This window comes from Aquimarina algiphila (assembly GCF_947494415.1).
Classification (GTDB): Bacteria; Bacteroidota; Bacteroidia; order Flavobacteriales; family Flavobacteriaceae; genus Aquimarina; species Aquimarina algiphila.
Genome location: NZ_CANLVC010000003.1, coordinates 107,877 through 122,295, shown reverse-complemented (window position 1 = coordinate 122,295; position 14,419 = coordinate 107,877). Strand labels below are relative to the sequence as shown.

12 protein-coding genes are annotated in these 14,419 nt (G+C 30.5%); 3 read left to right on the top strand and 9 right to left on the bottom strand.

What is annotated here, in order from left to right; genetic code table 11:
- The first annotated feature begins 48 nt into the window (after positions 1 to 48).
- Together PQF96_RS06440 and PQF96_RS06435 are read left to right on the top strand one after the other, a co-directional pair.
- Positions 49 to 1,092 (top strand): T9SS type A sorting domain-containing protein, encoded by a 1,044-nt coding sequence (locus tag PQF96_RS06440; RefSeq protein WP_271765474.1) that lies wholly within the window; start codon positions 49 to 51, stop codon positions 1,090 to 1,092.
- A gap of 66 nt (positions 1,093 to 1,158) precedes the next feature.
- Positions 1,159 to 1,671: a hypothetical protein gene (locus PQF96_RS06435; protein WP_271765473.1), complete on the top strand. Its 513-nt coding sequence runs from the start codon at positions 1,159 to 1,161 to the stop codon at positions 1,669 to 1,671.
- Positions 1,672 to 1,771: 100 nt separating this feature from the next.
- Here the strand turns inward: PQF96_RS06435 and PQF96_RS06430 are convergent, their stop codons facing one another.
- The 7 genes from PQF96_RS06430 to PQF96_RS06400 all read right to left on the bottom strand — a co-directional run bounded on the left by PQF96_RS06430 (position 1,772) and on the right by PQF96_RS06400 (position 8,206).
- Complete coding sequence (locus PQF96_RS06430) at positions 1,772 to 2,176, bottom strand: hypothetical protein (protein ID WP_109434729.1); 405 nt, start codon at positions 2,174 to 2,176, stop codon at positions 1,772 to 1,774.
- Positions 2,177 to 2,996: 820 nt separating this feature from the next.
- A complete protein-coding gene (locus tag PQF96_RS06425) occupies positions 2,997 to 3,500 on the bottom strand; it encodes a GNAT family N-acetyltransferase (protein WP_271765472.1) in 504 nt (167 codons plus the stop codon).
- Positions 3,501 to 4,047: 547 nt separating this feature from the next.
- Positions 4,048 to 4,260: a hypothetical protein gene (locus PQF96_RS06420; protein ID WP_271765471.1), complete on the bottom strand. Its 213-nt coding sequence runs from the start codon at positions 4,258 to 4,260 to the stop codon at positions 4,048 to 4,050.
- Between the two features lie 227 nt (positions 4,261 to 4,487).
- Positions 4,488 to 4,682: a hypothetical protein gene (locus PQF96_RS06415; RefSeq protein ID WP_109434732.1), complete on the bottom strand. Its 195-nt coding sequence runs from the start codon at positions 4,680 to 4,682 to the stop codon at positions 4,488 to 4,490.
- Positions 4,683 to 5,112: 430 nt separating this feature from the next.
- The gene (locus tag PQF96_RS06410) at positions 5,113 to 5,415 is read right to left on the bottom strand and encodes a GIY-YIG nuclease family protein (RefSeq protein WP_143917996.1); all 303 of its coding nucleotides are present in this window, start codon (positions 5,413 to 5,415) and stop codon (positions 5,113 to 5,115) included.
- 239 nt (positions 5,416 to 5,654) lie between these two features.
- Positions 5,655 to 7,358, bottom strand: coding sequence for a hypothetical protein (locus PQF96_RS06405; protein ID WP_271765470.1), 1,704 nt, complete (start codon positions 7,356 to 7,358; stop codon positions 5,655 to 5,657).
- Between the two features lie 164 nt (positions 7,359 to 7,522).
- On the bottom strand, positions 7,523 to 8,206 hold the full coding sequence (locus PQF96_RS06400) for a hypothetical protein (RefSeq protein ID WP_271765469.1): 684 nt from the start codon (positions 8,204 to 8,206) through the stop codon (positions 7,523 to 7,525).
- Between the two features lie 948 nt (positions 8,207 to 9,154).
- Between PQF96_RS06400 and PQF96_RS06395 the strand changes: the two genes are divergently transcribed.
- On the top strand, positions 9,155 to 9,370 hold the full coding sequence (locus tag PQF96_RS06395) for a helix-turn-helix domain-containing protein (RefSeq protein WP_271765468.1): 216 nt from the start codon (positions 9,155 to 9,157) through the stop codon (positions 9,368 to 9,370).
- A 55-nt stretch (positions 9,371 to 9,425) separates the two neighbouring features.
- Here PQF96_RS06395 and PQF96_RS06390 read toward each other — a convergent pair whose 3' ends face one another.
- Together PQF96_RS06390 and PQF96_RS06385 are read right to left on the bottom strand one after the other, a co-directional pair.
- Complete coding sequence (locus PQF96_RS06390) at positions 9,426 to 10,241, bottom strand: hypothetical protein (protein WP_271765467.1); 816 nt, start codon at positions 10,239 to 10,241, stop codon at positions 9,426 to 9,428.
- 229 nt (positions 10,242 to 10,470) lie between these two features.
- The gene (locus PQF96_RS06385) at positions 10,471 to 14,157 is read right to left on the bottom strand and encodes a YobI family P-loop NTPase (RefSeq protein WP_271765466.1); all 3,687 of its coding nucleotides are present in this window, start codon (positions 14,155 to 14,157) and stop codon (positions 10,471 to 10,473) included.
- Positions 14,158 to 14,419: the final 262 nt, after the last annotated feature.

The window sequence follows — 14,419 nt, the reverse complement described above, 5'->3', positions numbered from 1 at the left end:
AAAAATTAGACGAACACAACAGTAGTATAAATCACCTCATAAAGAACAATGAAAAAATATCTAATGCTAGTATGTTTTATTGGGACACATTCGTTTTCTCAAATCACCCTGGAGCATAATGATTTTGTATCTGTAGGAGACACCATTGTAGAATACTACGAAAGATTTCCCACCAGTACTATTGATGTAGGTGAGCCAGGACCAAATAAAGTATGGGATTTTTCTAATTTAAAATCTACTGCACGAGATACCTTAGTTTTTGTTGATCCTCAAGACACTCCATTTGGTGAAGATTTTCCTAATTCTAACATAGCACTCTATTCAAATAATGGCTATTATGAAGCATGGATGTTTATGAACCATTCTAGTTCTAAATTAGTAGGCAACGGCTCTGGTGTATATGTTAATGAAAAAAAACGTGTTGATATTAGACAGGAAACAGTTATAAAGTATCCTTTAAATTATCAAGATACTTCATCAAACACCACAGAAGAAGATAAGATTGTAGAGAAAACAAAAAAAGGCGCAGATTCTATTAAAAGAACTCGAGTCTTTGAGCATCAAACAGTAGTGGATTCATGGGGTGATATTATTTTACCTAAAGGAACTTTCTTATCACTCAGATTAAAACATGTAATAAGTGTTACCGATTTTTTTTATAAGAAAGAATTAGATCAATGGGTACTTTTAAATCAATCCAAAAAAAACACAGGTATCTTTTATCAATGGTGGACACAAGATAAAAAGGTCAAACATCCAGTTGCCCAAATTTCTATGGATGAGCATCATAAAAAACCAATAATCGCTAAGTTTTTACCGACTAAACCTTTTTTAGAAATTATGAAAAGCGTACCCCTACAAACTTTAAAAATATATCCTAATCCAGCAATAAGAAGTACAATCATAGATGTAGGAGTAGAGGTGTCTTATATTTCTATATACTCTTTTAATGGACAACTCATAAAAAATATAAAAACTAATATTTCAAAAACAGAAATCAATGTTGAGGATTTTGCTAGCGCAACTTACTTTGTAGTAGTTAGAGACGAAGAAGGAAAGATAATAGGAAAAGGTCAGCTTATAAAAAAGTAAACTAGTGTATATGCGATTGGAGAAGGAAAATATAATGCTTTTGGGTATTTGATAAAAAAAATGATAATGAACATAAATAAACCACATTATAAATTAGTTGCATTGTTTGTACTCTTAAGTATAAAAATGATAGGACAATCAAAGGAAGAAAAAAGTACTATAGAAAATCTATTACAGAAAAATACATGGTTTATTACTACATTGTTTTTAGAAGATAAATCGATTACAGAATATGAATTGACACCTATAAATAATAAACAGCAATATAAAGATTCACTAGGAGCAAGCATTGTAGAGTTTTATAAAAAATCAACAACTTTAGACAAAACAATGCGTTTTGCAAGCTTTGAAAACCTTCCTCGTTGTGGTAATGATGAAAGTGAAGATTATACTATTTACGGAGTGTATACTATTTTAAAAAACAATACACTACAAGTAGAAGTAATCGAAGCTATAGGGAATGAGGCTGTACTAGTAGGTGGTGTTTTTGAACCAATAAAAACAAAGAAACAGACATATTTATTTGAAATAATAAAAAAAGAAAACAAAGTTTTTTTAAAAAAAATCGCAAAAAAATAATTTAATAATTAAAGTAGTTTGATCTTTTTGATGTAAATAATCTCAGCAGTTTTTCCATCGCTCTCTTTGGTGAGAGATACATTGATGGTATTTTTGTTTACTAGTCTATTTTTTGTAAATACACCTTCCCGCTTTGATTGACTATAATCAAGGTATTTCCATCATCTTCAAGCGAGAAATCTCCTTGGTAATTAATTTTTTCAAAGTGTTTCCATACTTTATCATCACAACAGGCCTCTGTACAATGTGCGAATGCACCAATAATGGTGTTCTTAATCGTTTTTGCTGCATACCCACAGGTGTTTACGCCCACAGAAAAACTAAATGTAGTATCAGATATAATAAGGTCATAATTAGCAGTTTTAGGAGGAGATATGGTATCCAGGCTATCTTCTATTTTGATTAGGCTCCATTTACCTATCAATTTTGCATCTATCTGTGCATGTATATGACAAGACATAAAAACAGTGGCAAAAATAATAGTGATGATTCTAATGCCTCCCATAGCTTTTTAATGTTTATCAATGTTTGCAATATTGTTTTTTAACCGTTATTACTAAGATAATAAAAGAAACTCATATACTGAAACGATATAAGCATATGCTCAGGTAAAATGATTTAAAAAAAGTTACCATTACTTTGGATTCCAGCCTACGCTGGAATGACAAAACACTCAAAATCTGTCATTCCAGCGTAGGCTGGAATCCATCTTTATTACTTATTGGAGTACTGAATGTATGGTAGAATTGTTTTAATGAGTCATTAACAAGGTTTGGTTTTTTTCTACAGAGAGTTTGTTTCATACCTATTTTGACTAAAACCACAACGTATATAAGTGGAATATTTTAAAGATAAACTTTTTTAGCAAAAGGATTTCAAAATGATAAAAGATAGTATACTTAAAACTTTTTAATTTTTGGTGAGGATTTCCGTAACGGGGTGATTAAAAGATGGTTGTATCTTGCTTATAGAAAAAAATAACATAACATATATACCCTATACTAGAGTTGTATTGTGATTAATTAATATTTGTGTGAATGGGAGCGTGAATGTTTAAGTTGGTTTTTAAGAGTTGATATTTGCGCTCTCTATTTTAAGTGTATAAAAATATATGAAGCCCCCAGTAATTATGGAGCGTAGGTACTAAGTTGGTTGAGAAGATGGTACTTACGCTCTTTTTTTATCACTTTATAAAATCAATCGAACAACAGGAGTACTACGTTTTATGTGTTTTTATGCACATTATTTTCCCATTGTTTCTAAAACTTCTTTTTAGTTAAATACCAAAACCCGTATTAATTATTGCCATTGTTCTCGTGCCGTTTTTACTTCAATTCTTTTTGATAAAGATTATTTGTAGAAAGAGGTAATTCTTTTACTCCAACTTTATCAAAACCTTGTTTTTCATAATAGGAGCAAAGCTTTGGATTATTAGAATCAGCATCAAGCCTTAAATATTTACAATTGCTTTTTTTTGCCTCATTTTTAATCTGTTCAAGTATAGATTTACCTACTCCTTTACCTCCATATTTGTCTTTAACAACCAATGAATGAATATAAAGAGACTTTTCCTTTTGTTTGCCCCAATACAGTAAATCTTCCTTTAAAATCCTAACCATTCCGATAGTTGTAGAATCAGTATTTTTTATAAAATAAAATTCCTTTTTTCTTATTCCTTCTTCTAGCCATTCTATCCTTTCTAAAGGTGGGTTTTTCCAATATTGCCAATGGTCAATATTCATTTTTGCTATTTTTATAGCCGCTTCTTTAAATAAGTCTAAAACTATTTCCTTTTCGGTAATTTCTATTTGAGAAAACTTTATGTTCATTAATGTATATTCTCTTATTCAGTTTTATTTGTTCAAATTATTGTCAACAATTATATAATAACCATTGCTATTGTTTTACAGATACCATCACAAGACTAATGTACCAAAAGATTTTTATAGTGTATGTGTTTTTTGAAACGGTTGAGGCCGATTTTTATAAACAATAAGTAACATTATGATCGTGTTCTGCGAGTACTTGACTTTTTTTTTAATCAGTGTACCCTCAGAAACTCAAAGACTAAAGACTTGCCAATGTGAATTTTGTTTTTTTTATCAATTGAGATTACAAACCTAAACCGATGAAGACTTAATTTATATTTAAAACTTTTTAATTTTCAAAATGGATTTCCGTAATCGAGTGATTAAAAGTTGGTCGTATATTGCTAATAGAAAAGATAGAAATACAATATCATTTTTTGAGATACTATATACAATTGAAGAATTGGGAATAATTGGTGTTTACATGAACAGAGCGTAGATACATTGGCTTATTATAGCATGTATTTACGCTTTCTATTTTACAATAGCTTTAAAAATAAGTATAATTTTATTTGTTAGCTTTTTTCTTAGGGCTAAAAGCATTTGCGAAAAAAAAGATACCGACTAATGTATACGTTATAAGTTCTGCAAGAAAACGATACGAGAAAAATATATCTACAAAGCTTCGATGATCTGCTAACTTAAACAGATTAGTGAGTATTGCAGTCAGTATTCCCCAGGTTCCACCAATTTTTACTCTGTATTTCCATTTTTCACTCATTCTTGTCCCTTTTTTACAAATATATTAATTTCAATCAGATTGCCAAGAAGAGTTTATTCTGCTGGTCAACAGAAAGAAAAGTAATGTATTTTATATCGTTGATCAGATCAGGAAAGAGTTGTAATACCAAGTGATTTTGATTAAACTATGATCAAGGTGATCCATTGATCATTAAAAATAGGTAGCATATATAAAGCGAACCGAAGTTCGCTTTATTTAAAAATCTATTAAAAATTACAAGCGCCATGCGTAGGTAAAACGCATAATCCATTGCAACAAATATGACCAGGTACACCACAAAAAAATGAATTAGGAGTTGGACAGTACCCATACTCATCTGGATCAGTAAATCCACCAGTAATTGTTTTTTGTACTGATTTGTTTAGTCTCTTAATTCCATTAATGTTCACAATGTTTTTCATAATACTACGGTTTTAAAAGTTATCTCCTAAAGGTATATAATAACACTTGTAATGTTTAGCTCCCACAGTTAAATTTAAATTAAAACTTACTTAAATAGTGTTACTGTTTTATCTCTTCTTTCTTGTAAGGATAGGTAAATCCCGCGATGCAAAGGCAATCTCGTTATACCTAAGTTTGCTTTGTCGTTCTTGAGTTTGCTTCGTCATTCTTCCTCGCAAAGGCGTTCGTTCTCACTCGGTATTGGGAGGTTACAAGGCATTGCAACACATGAATCCATCTCGGTGTTGTCAGGGTTTACTTCGTCGTTCCTGAGTTTGCTTCGTCATTCTTCCTCGCAAAGGCGTTTGTTTCTATTTGGCATTGCAAGTTCATCAGGCATTACGGGGTCACTAGGCATTGCGAGGAGGTACGACGAAGTAATCCCTACCATCAATCAAACACAAACAACCATCCATCAGAGAGATCTTTCCATTCTGGATTCTCCATGTTGATTAGCGCTTCCTTTCGTTTTCTATTTCCTGCTTTAAGTTGTTTTTCTCTGGCGATTGCAAGACCCATACTATTAAGCTCCTCAAAATACACAAGTTTATTACAGTTATATCTTGCAGAAAATGCTCCTTTATAAAATTTTGTTTTATGTTGATATACTCTTCTTACGATATTACTGGTAACACCAGTATAAATAACAGTATTGTTTTTATTGGTAATCAAGTATACGCATGGTTTTTTTATCATCTTCTTATTGTTGGTATTGCGAGACATAAAGCAATCTCGGCGTTCCTGAGTTTGCTTCGTCATTCTTCCTCGCAAAAGCGTTTGTTTCTATTTGGCATTACAAGTTCATCAGGCATTACGGGGTCACTCGGCATTGCAAGGAGGTACAACGAAGCAATCCCAGCTTTCTTAGTGGGATTACTTCGTTATTCTTCCTTATTATCATACGGTATTTGTCAATCTTACTGATATTATGCTTACGGTGCAGGATTTAGCGTATATGTATCTGTTGTTGCATCATATACATATATCTGATAAATATCACCGGTTCTATAACTATTAATATGTTTTGACGAATCAGATAGATTAATATAGGCTTTATAAATACTAGAATAACCATTACCATTAAAAAATGTGAATACTGCAGCATTACTAAAAGAGCCATTGATCTGAAAATCCATTATAGAATTTTTGGCAGCATTTATGATCCCGTACTCATATTTTCCATTAATGGTTCCAGAAAAATTACTATCCATCCCAGAAATAGCATTATAAATTGCGGTATAATCTATAGTAGTTATACCAGACGAGATGTTGATATCTTTATAAACAGAATTTTTAGCATTGTTATCTATCCCATACATGAAATTTCCGCTAATTGATAATCGGTTAAACCTCGTGTTTTTTATGAAATTCCAAATTGCACGTTTAAAAGTACCATTAACTTTAATATTGCTAAAGTTTAATTCATTACTAAGAGAAGCAGATGGACCAACACCAACGATAGCATCTGTTTGATTTGAAACACCAGTTATCTCTATATCATTTAAATTAATAACATCAGGAAACTGAATATTTATTCCTCTATGTTCGACATTTTGAATTTGAACGTTTGAAATGTTTGCCTTAACTCCTTTTAATTCAAAACCTTGATAGATATCATCTAACACTACATTAGAGATCGTTAAATTTTTTATTCTTAAATGATCTCCATTAGAACTAATTCTAAAAGAAGCTTCTTTATCCAGGATATGAGCTTGAGGGTTGATCTCATTAATGCTCGAAGCAATGATGTTATCGACTACAATATTTTTTGCTATTCCGTTATTGATATCGATATTAATAGCATTTACTCCTCCTGTCTGAATCACATTTTCTATAATTACATTTTCTATAGCAGGATTACTAGAAATTGTAGAATTTGGGTTTTGCATTGCTATTCCTCTTAGGCTATTCTCTCCCTTAATGGTTACATTAGAAATCTTAATGTTTTTGGCATGTAGAATACCCAAAGAATTATCATGATTAAATTTTGGAATATATGTTCCTCCTATAAGAGTAACATCTTCTACAGAGTGTTTGTCATTTATGCTAAAATCACGACCTCCGATAGTAATTAAACCTCCATTATCTGTTCCTGTGGTTACTCCAATAAAAGTACTACCATTAAAATCATAGTGTCTACCATCGACACTTAATAGAATCTCTTTATTAACAAGAAAACTTCCTGATGCCACAAATTTCTTTATACAAGGAAATGCATCTATAGCAGCCCTAAATATATCTGATACCGGATTTGTTCCTGTATCGTCTACGCCCCACCAATGAGGAGTAATATATTCTATTTGCGGACAACCATTTACTTTTCCTCCCGCTGCGATTTCAAATATTTGAAATTTCCCAGCCGAAATAATTCCGTTTATGGTTACGGTTACTCCAGCATTAATGATCATCCTGTCCCGTACATTAAAGTTAAGAATTACATTTTCTGGTATCGTGAGGTCTTCAGTAAAAGTAACCGTGTTTTCTGCAATGATTACCCCAGTTTTATCTTCCAGATTAGCAATAGCCTCTGTAAATGATATTGAATTAGGGTTGATAGATTCGTCTAAGTCATTTTCTTCTGTAGTACAGCTATAGAAAATAACCAATAATAAAAGTGACCAAATTTTTAGTTTCATGTTGTTTGTTTTAATGTGATTCAATATTTATAGTTAGTATTTAAAAACTTATTTCTTCGTACCTGGGTTTACTTCGTTGTACCTCCTCGTAAAGGCGTTCGTTCTTACTCGGCATTGTGAGGTCACTAGGCATTGCGAGGAGGAACGACGAAGCTCCCAAAGAACTATTCTTCCTCATCTATGATCACAGGAGTCCCATTACGGCCAGGGGAGCGATACAACTCTCGTTTGGTGGGTTGCTCCTCGAATACATTATCGGCAGCTGCATTAACCTTTTGCAGGATGGCATATAACTCATTAAGTTGCTCTACCCGTGCAGCAGTATCTACAGTACGAGTTCCTTTTTTCTGTTCTTGCTCTTTATTGGCAGTGCGCAAGGCACGGGACAGGGCAGTGGATTGATTTAATAGATCGACAGGTGTTCCTACTGCTTCGAGTGTAGCGCGATGCTCATTGATAGTATCGGTGATCCCTTCCATATACTGGATCATTTTGGTTTGGCTACCACTTATGTTTCTAAACTTACCAATACCAAACTGCTTTTGTATGGCCTTTTTACCGGGGAATGCATCGAGTACCCAATATTTTAATCGTTTAAAGTAGGTACGACAATCCTGCATGGCAATGTCTACAGCCTCTGTTTTTTGTTGCAATTGTGCAACGTTAACATCATCTCCTCCTTCTTTATACGCCAAAGATATTTTCTGCTCCAGATCGGTGATAAAAGCAGCATTAAGCTTACTATCAAAACTTACAAACTCCTCAAGGTCTGTTTTTAATCGATCCAGAATAGTGTCCCCCCATTCTAATAATAGTGTGTCTTTAAAGTTAAAATTACGTTCTGCCATGTTTTTCTGTTTTTAATTTATATTACTATTTCTTTTGAATTTGGTACATATACAGAAATAGCAAATACTCATGACAGCGCAGCTAAGCATCTTGACAACACAGCTAAGATTCTTGAGGACTACGCTAAGTATCATGACAAGAAAGCTAACTCTGTTGACAACTAAGCTGAATGCCTTGACAATACAGCTAAGGCTCTTGACGACTAAGCTAAACGTCTTACAGAAAAGCTAAAGCTCTTGACAACTAAGCTGATGGTCTTGACAAGAAAGCTAACGCTCTCGACAAAAATTATGTATTACTATACTATATATGTAATCTGCAATCGTAAAGATTGCTTTGGGTAGGACATACCATTGGTATATAACGAAGATAGAAAATCTTTTTATGCTATGATGGGTTTTATGTTTTTCTTAAGATATGGTTGCCAGTAGTACAGTAAATCAAGTATCGTCACACTTCGACTACGCTCAGTGTGCAACTATTCTGCAAGCTTAGTGTGACAACTATATATACTATCCTTTCCTACAACTCCACCAAATACTTTAACCTATGATAGCAGTCTCTTGCCAGGGGACGTAGTGATTCGCCCAGGGGTGTGATCTCATACTCGGTGGCCATACTCATAAACGCAGCATAGGTCTCTGCGAGGTAATCGTTTTTTTTCTCGCGAGGGATTTGCATCAACTGGTATATGATCTCGAGGATATCCAGATGATGTATACTCGATCCCTGCAACCCCAATTGCTCTAACCCATAGACCAATTGGCAATGTTTAAGATCCTGCTGTATCAAATCAATAATTAACTGCTCGTTTTTGGAGTGCATGGTGCTATTGTGTTTCACTTTACGAATACGTCGTATAATTATATGACAAACTTAACACTTTTATCGGTTTTGTCAAACTTTAGTATGACAAGAATGTCACATGATTGATTGACATTTGTTTTGTGACTAAAGATGAGCTAAAAAGAAATATAGGAAAAAGAATTGTTGAGCTAAGAACTCAAAAGGGATGGAGCCAATCTGATCTAGCTAGAGCCTGTAATAAAGATAGACAAGCACTGGAAAAATTAGAAAATGGCAAAGTGAATCCTACGATTTATTCTTTATATGAAATTTCAAAAGCACTAGAGGTGTCGTTGCAGCAGTTGGTTAAGTTTTGAGTTTTTTACAGACACGGATTGTAAATCTGTGCCATCGGACTTGTGTTAACAATAGTTATTCTTTCTTGCTTTCCAAATTTATTAATAGGTTTGGAATTAGAGTTTCACTAAATCCAGCAACAACTCCAAATACGATATATCCATAAATTGGCTTTTCTAAATTCTTAACTATTCCAAATATTAAATCACTTTGAATAGCAAAGTAAATTACAACTCCAGCCATTAATGCAATAATCATTCTTTCCAATGAATAAAAAATATATATTAATGGATGTACATCTTTTTCAAAATTCATTTGTTTCAATCTTCTCGTTATGGATATGAAACCTCCAATACTTGCTGCTGTTGAAATATATATTAAGTAGCGAATATGTACTAATTCTTGGAATAAATTATTAGAATAAATTACTATTGATAGAATGATTTCTAGAACTAAAAATACAACTGTAGTTACCAAGTATTTGATTCTGTGTTTATATTGATTTTTGTATTCAGTTTCAATTTCGTCAATAAGTGAGTCAAATTGAGTTTTTGCTTCTTCTGGATTTCCTGTTATTGCATGAGATAAAATATGTCCAATTCTAGCTTTTATCGAAGTGTCATCAGTAACTTTATAAAGTAGTCCTTTCAATTTTGTGAATTTTTCTCTTACTTTATAAAACCTTTCAAGTGGTTCAGTATCATCTTCAATAATAGTATCAATAGATAATTTTATTGAATCGGAAAGATCATTGGTCTTTATTTCATAAACCACATATTCGCTGCCTTTTGAAAATATTTTGGTTATTGTATTTCCAATTCGATCTTTAGAGCCAACTTGATGACTAACCATTCTAGCGATTTGAGCCTCTTTATATTCTTCTTTTGTCATATTATTTGATTCAACTTTAATTATTACCAACGGTCTTGTGTATGAAATGTAGAGTGTAAAAAGACGTTAATGTTTCGAATTAAACACAAAGCCGAATTTTTATATTTTGTTTTAAATTTATCCTTTTTTAAAAGCTAAATTTAAAAAATGGTGTTTCTCGTAAATAAGCACGAACCTTTAAGTTTAGTACTTATTGGTTATGTTTTATAAACGATGTTAGCAGCTGGCATTATTTCCTTTTATGATTAACTCTTAAACCAAATATGCCTTTGGAAAAACTTGATATATAATTTTTGTATTTCAAAATATTCAATAATTCTCTGTTATCAGAATTATCCTGAACTTTTGCCTTTTTATTCTTGTCTGTAATTTTTTCATAATTACTGCCTAAACTTTTTAGAAATTTTTCTATTAATGCTTCATCAGTTTTAAAAAGATTTTTATTGAATATTTTAATTCTATTGGCAATCGAGACACTATTATTTAAGACTAAATTTTTAAGAAGTAACTCATTTATTTTAAATGAATTATCATCTAATAAATGCTGACTGATCAATTTGAGATTTTCAGTGTTCTCTTCTATTGTATCATTAGAACAAGTTTCTAAAAATTTGATTTTTTCTACATTATTTAGAACTTTTGATTTTAAAATTGACTCCAAATCATTAGTGTTTAAAACAAGTTCTTCAATTAGTTCGATAAATTTGGATTTATGTTTTTCTAATAACTCAATGTGTATATTATTGTAGTTTTCCTTTAGACTCTCAAAACTTTCGATTGTTGGACTTATAATTCTATTCTTAATTAATGAGTGAATTTTCTCCTCATTAAGAATATCAATATTTAAGTCGCTATACCACCATGGAATTGAATTAGTAATTAAATCATAAGATTTATTTTCGATTTTGTTTATTTGGATTAAGGCCTTACTGAATACGCTATAAATGTTTTCTTCATTAACCTTAGTTGGAATTTTTACCTTAGATAAATCTGTAGCATTGTCAACATTATTAAGAAAACTAATTGTATAGTCTAAAATTTTATCTTCTGAATTTTGAAAAGAATACAATAGATTCTCCCATTTAGCTTCTATCCTGTTGTTTTCGAATAAGTCTGATAACAAATTATCATCCTCAATAAGCGAAACATCTGAAATTTTGGTTACTACTTTTCTAATGAGTTCCTTCTTGAGTTTTAAACTTAAATCCGAATGATTTAATAATTCTAAGTACGTTTTTTGTTCCTCATTAATATTGGTGTCAATTGTTAAGAATAGGTTTTTTATGTAGTTATCTATGTTGGCTTCAACATAACTAATTAAATTATCAGTTTTTGAATTTTTAAGAGATGAATAATTTGAATTGTCAAAACTTACTTGTTCAAATTCACCATATTTTTTTACAAATTGCTTGACTATTTTTTCGTTAAATTGATAGTGGTTATTATTATAAACAAAGTCTAATATTTTTTCTGGGGAATTGTCAAAGTCTAAATCAATAAATTTTAATTGTAAATCTGTGATAACATTTTTTAGTTTGTCACTATTAGACGTTATATTTAAAAATTCAGGATCTTTTAATAGATAATTTTTTAGATTAGATTGTTTATCTATTTTCTTAATAGATTCTATATCTGTGTATTCTATGATATATTGTAATATTTTATTTAGTTGTTTATCTGAACAAGTAATATCGTTTACATAATATCCCCAAAGATTAAACCAATAACTACTTAATGTTTTAATAAATAGATTTAAATATTCTGTTCTTTCGATAAACTCATTGATGAACTGAATTGAATTAGAGGATTCATCTTTTAATTTTGTAAAAATATATTCTAATTGTCTCTTATTTGTTTTCGCATTTTTAAGTAGAAAATCTAATAAATCATAGTTTAGGATAAATTCTGAGTTAAAATCAATAGGATTAATCTTTTGAATTACTTTATCAACTTTTGAAAGTTTATAGTCAAAATTAAGTTTTTGCCTATTTCTTATACTGATAATAAATTTATGGTCATTCCTTGTTATACTACCTTCGTGAAACAAAGAAATGTAATCAAGATAATCTTCTGATATATAACTATTCCTAAGTAGAATGGTTATAAAATCCTTATTTAAATTTTCGCTAATTTTTAAATCAATATTTTCATTTGATTGTAATAGTTTCGCGATTTTTTGGTTTCTGACTTTTACCTTTTGTTCTTCGAGAATCTGAATTTCTTGTCTTAAAGAATTAACCTTATTTGATTTAATATCAAGAATTTCTTGTTCTTGTTCATCATAGGGTTTCAGCGGATTAACTAATTTTTCAATTTTTGAAAAAGAATCAGGCACTTTTTTCTCTTGATAAGAAAAATTATTATTATTTCTATTATTTACAGGTGTTCTATAAAATAACTCATCACTTTTTAAATACTCAAAGTTTTCGTCATTTACTAATTCGTCAAGTGAAACAGGTTCATTGTTAATTATAAAATAATTGAAGTTGTTTAATAATTCTATTGTTCGAAGAACATATAATTGGCGCAGTTCCTTCGTGTTTTTGAAATTTACTAAACCGAGAGTCCTAATTTCGTCTTTCAAAATTGATATTTCTTCTTCTATTCGGTTTATCTCTTGATTAGAATAATTTGATTTGGCGTTTAGGATATTATACAAGTCACCTTCATTTTTACTTAAAGAAACAAAGTCATTAGGATAAATATTTTTATAAGTTATTATAGCGAATAATTTGTCTTGATTTAATGGAGTTTCTCCTTGTTTTACCTTATATAAATAAAATTCATTTGTTATATTATGAAGTAACCGCATATCATCTATAAAAAAGGATATGTCTTCAATAAAAGTATCTGTTAAATTATAATTATACTTTTTCTTTTTGAAACGTAAAATTTCACTCGAATTGGATGAATTAATTACAGGAATAACAGGAATTATAAAATCAAAAAACTTAATTCTCTCATTGTCAGAAAACATATCATCTCTTACGGCATATATAAATACAGTATTTTTCTTTTTGGTTTTCTCAGAGTTATTTAATAAATGGTTTATTTCCCTAAGTTTTGTGAAAATTTCAGTTTCTTGAAAACGGTCAAGATCTTCAATTATTACTACATTGTATGGTCTTATAGAAAAGAAATAAAGGATTTCATCTAAATGGTGATTTAAAATAGATTTATTAATGCTTTCCCCAATACCTATCTCAGCATTTTGAAATTTAAGTTTATTAATAGTTATCGAGCTAATAATTCTGATTGATTTATATACGAAAAAGAAAATTCCAATTAGCATGACCAATACACTCCCATAATGTAAACCGTCGCAAATAAAAACACTTAATGGACTATCTTTAAAAATACTTTGTATGAAATAAGGGTAAAAATAATTTAGTAATGCTATTACAAAAAGCAAAATGCCTAATGAACTAAAAAAAAGCTTTTTCCCACTATAACTTTTGATTTTTTTAAACCTTGAATCGGGAATGTTTTTGTCCTCTTCATGATAAAATATTTGTTGTAAAATACTTGTTTCAATTAACCTTAAAAGTTCATCTTTTTCTTTTTCAATAGGATTACCATTTTCATCTAACTTAACTTTTTCTTCTTTAAATGTTGCTAGAGAAATGTTTAAAAACCTTAAATCTGTTCCTTTATAATTTTTTTGAAAAGTTTTAAGAATAGTACTTTTACCTGAGCCGTACGGACCTGTAAGTGCAATGTTTTTTATATCTTCATCTTCACGATTTTCAATAGCCCATTGTAATGCTCTTGAATAATGACCTTTTTCGTCACCATTATCAATTGGTGAAAGAGATGAATAGTCCAGTTCCACTGAATTTCTTTCAGATAGTTTGAAATGTAATTTTTCTATTTTTTTTGAAACAATTAATAAGAAATTAAGTAGTCTTTTTTTCATAGGTATATTTTTCTCATAATTGTGGCTAACAACAATATATAGTTGCCCTAATAACTAATACATTCATTTGTTATCCCCTAAAATACAGCAGTACATTTTATAAATTTTACGGTTATCCACAGTGTGGTGTAAAAAGTTTGTTAAAGTAAAAAAGAAGGGTTAGAAAAAATATTTCATTGTATTTCATGAGAGGGGAGTCGGGGGTCGGAAGTCAGAAGTCAGAAGTTAGAAGCCGGAAGACAGAAGATTGAGGTTAAAAGTC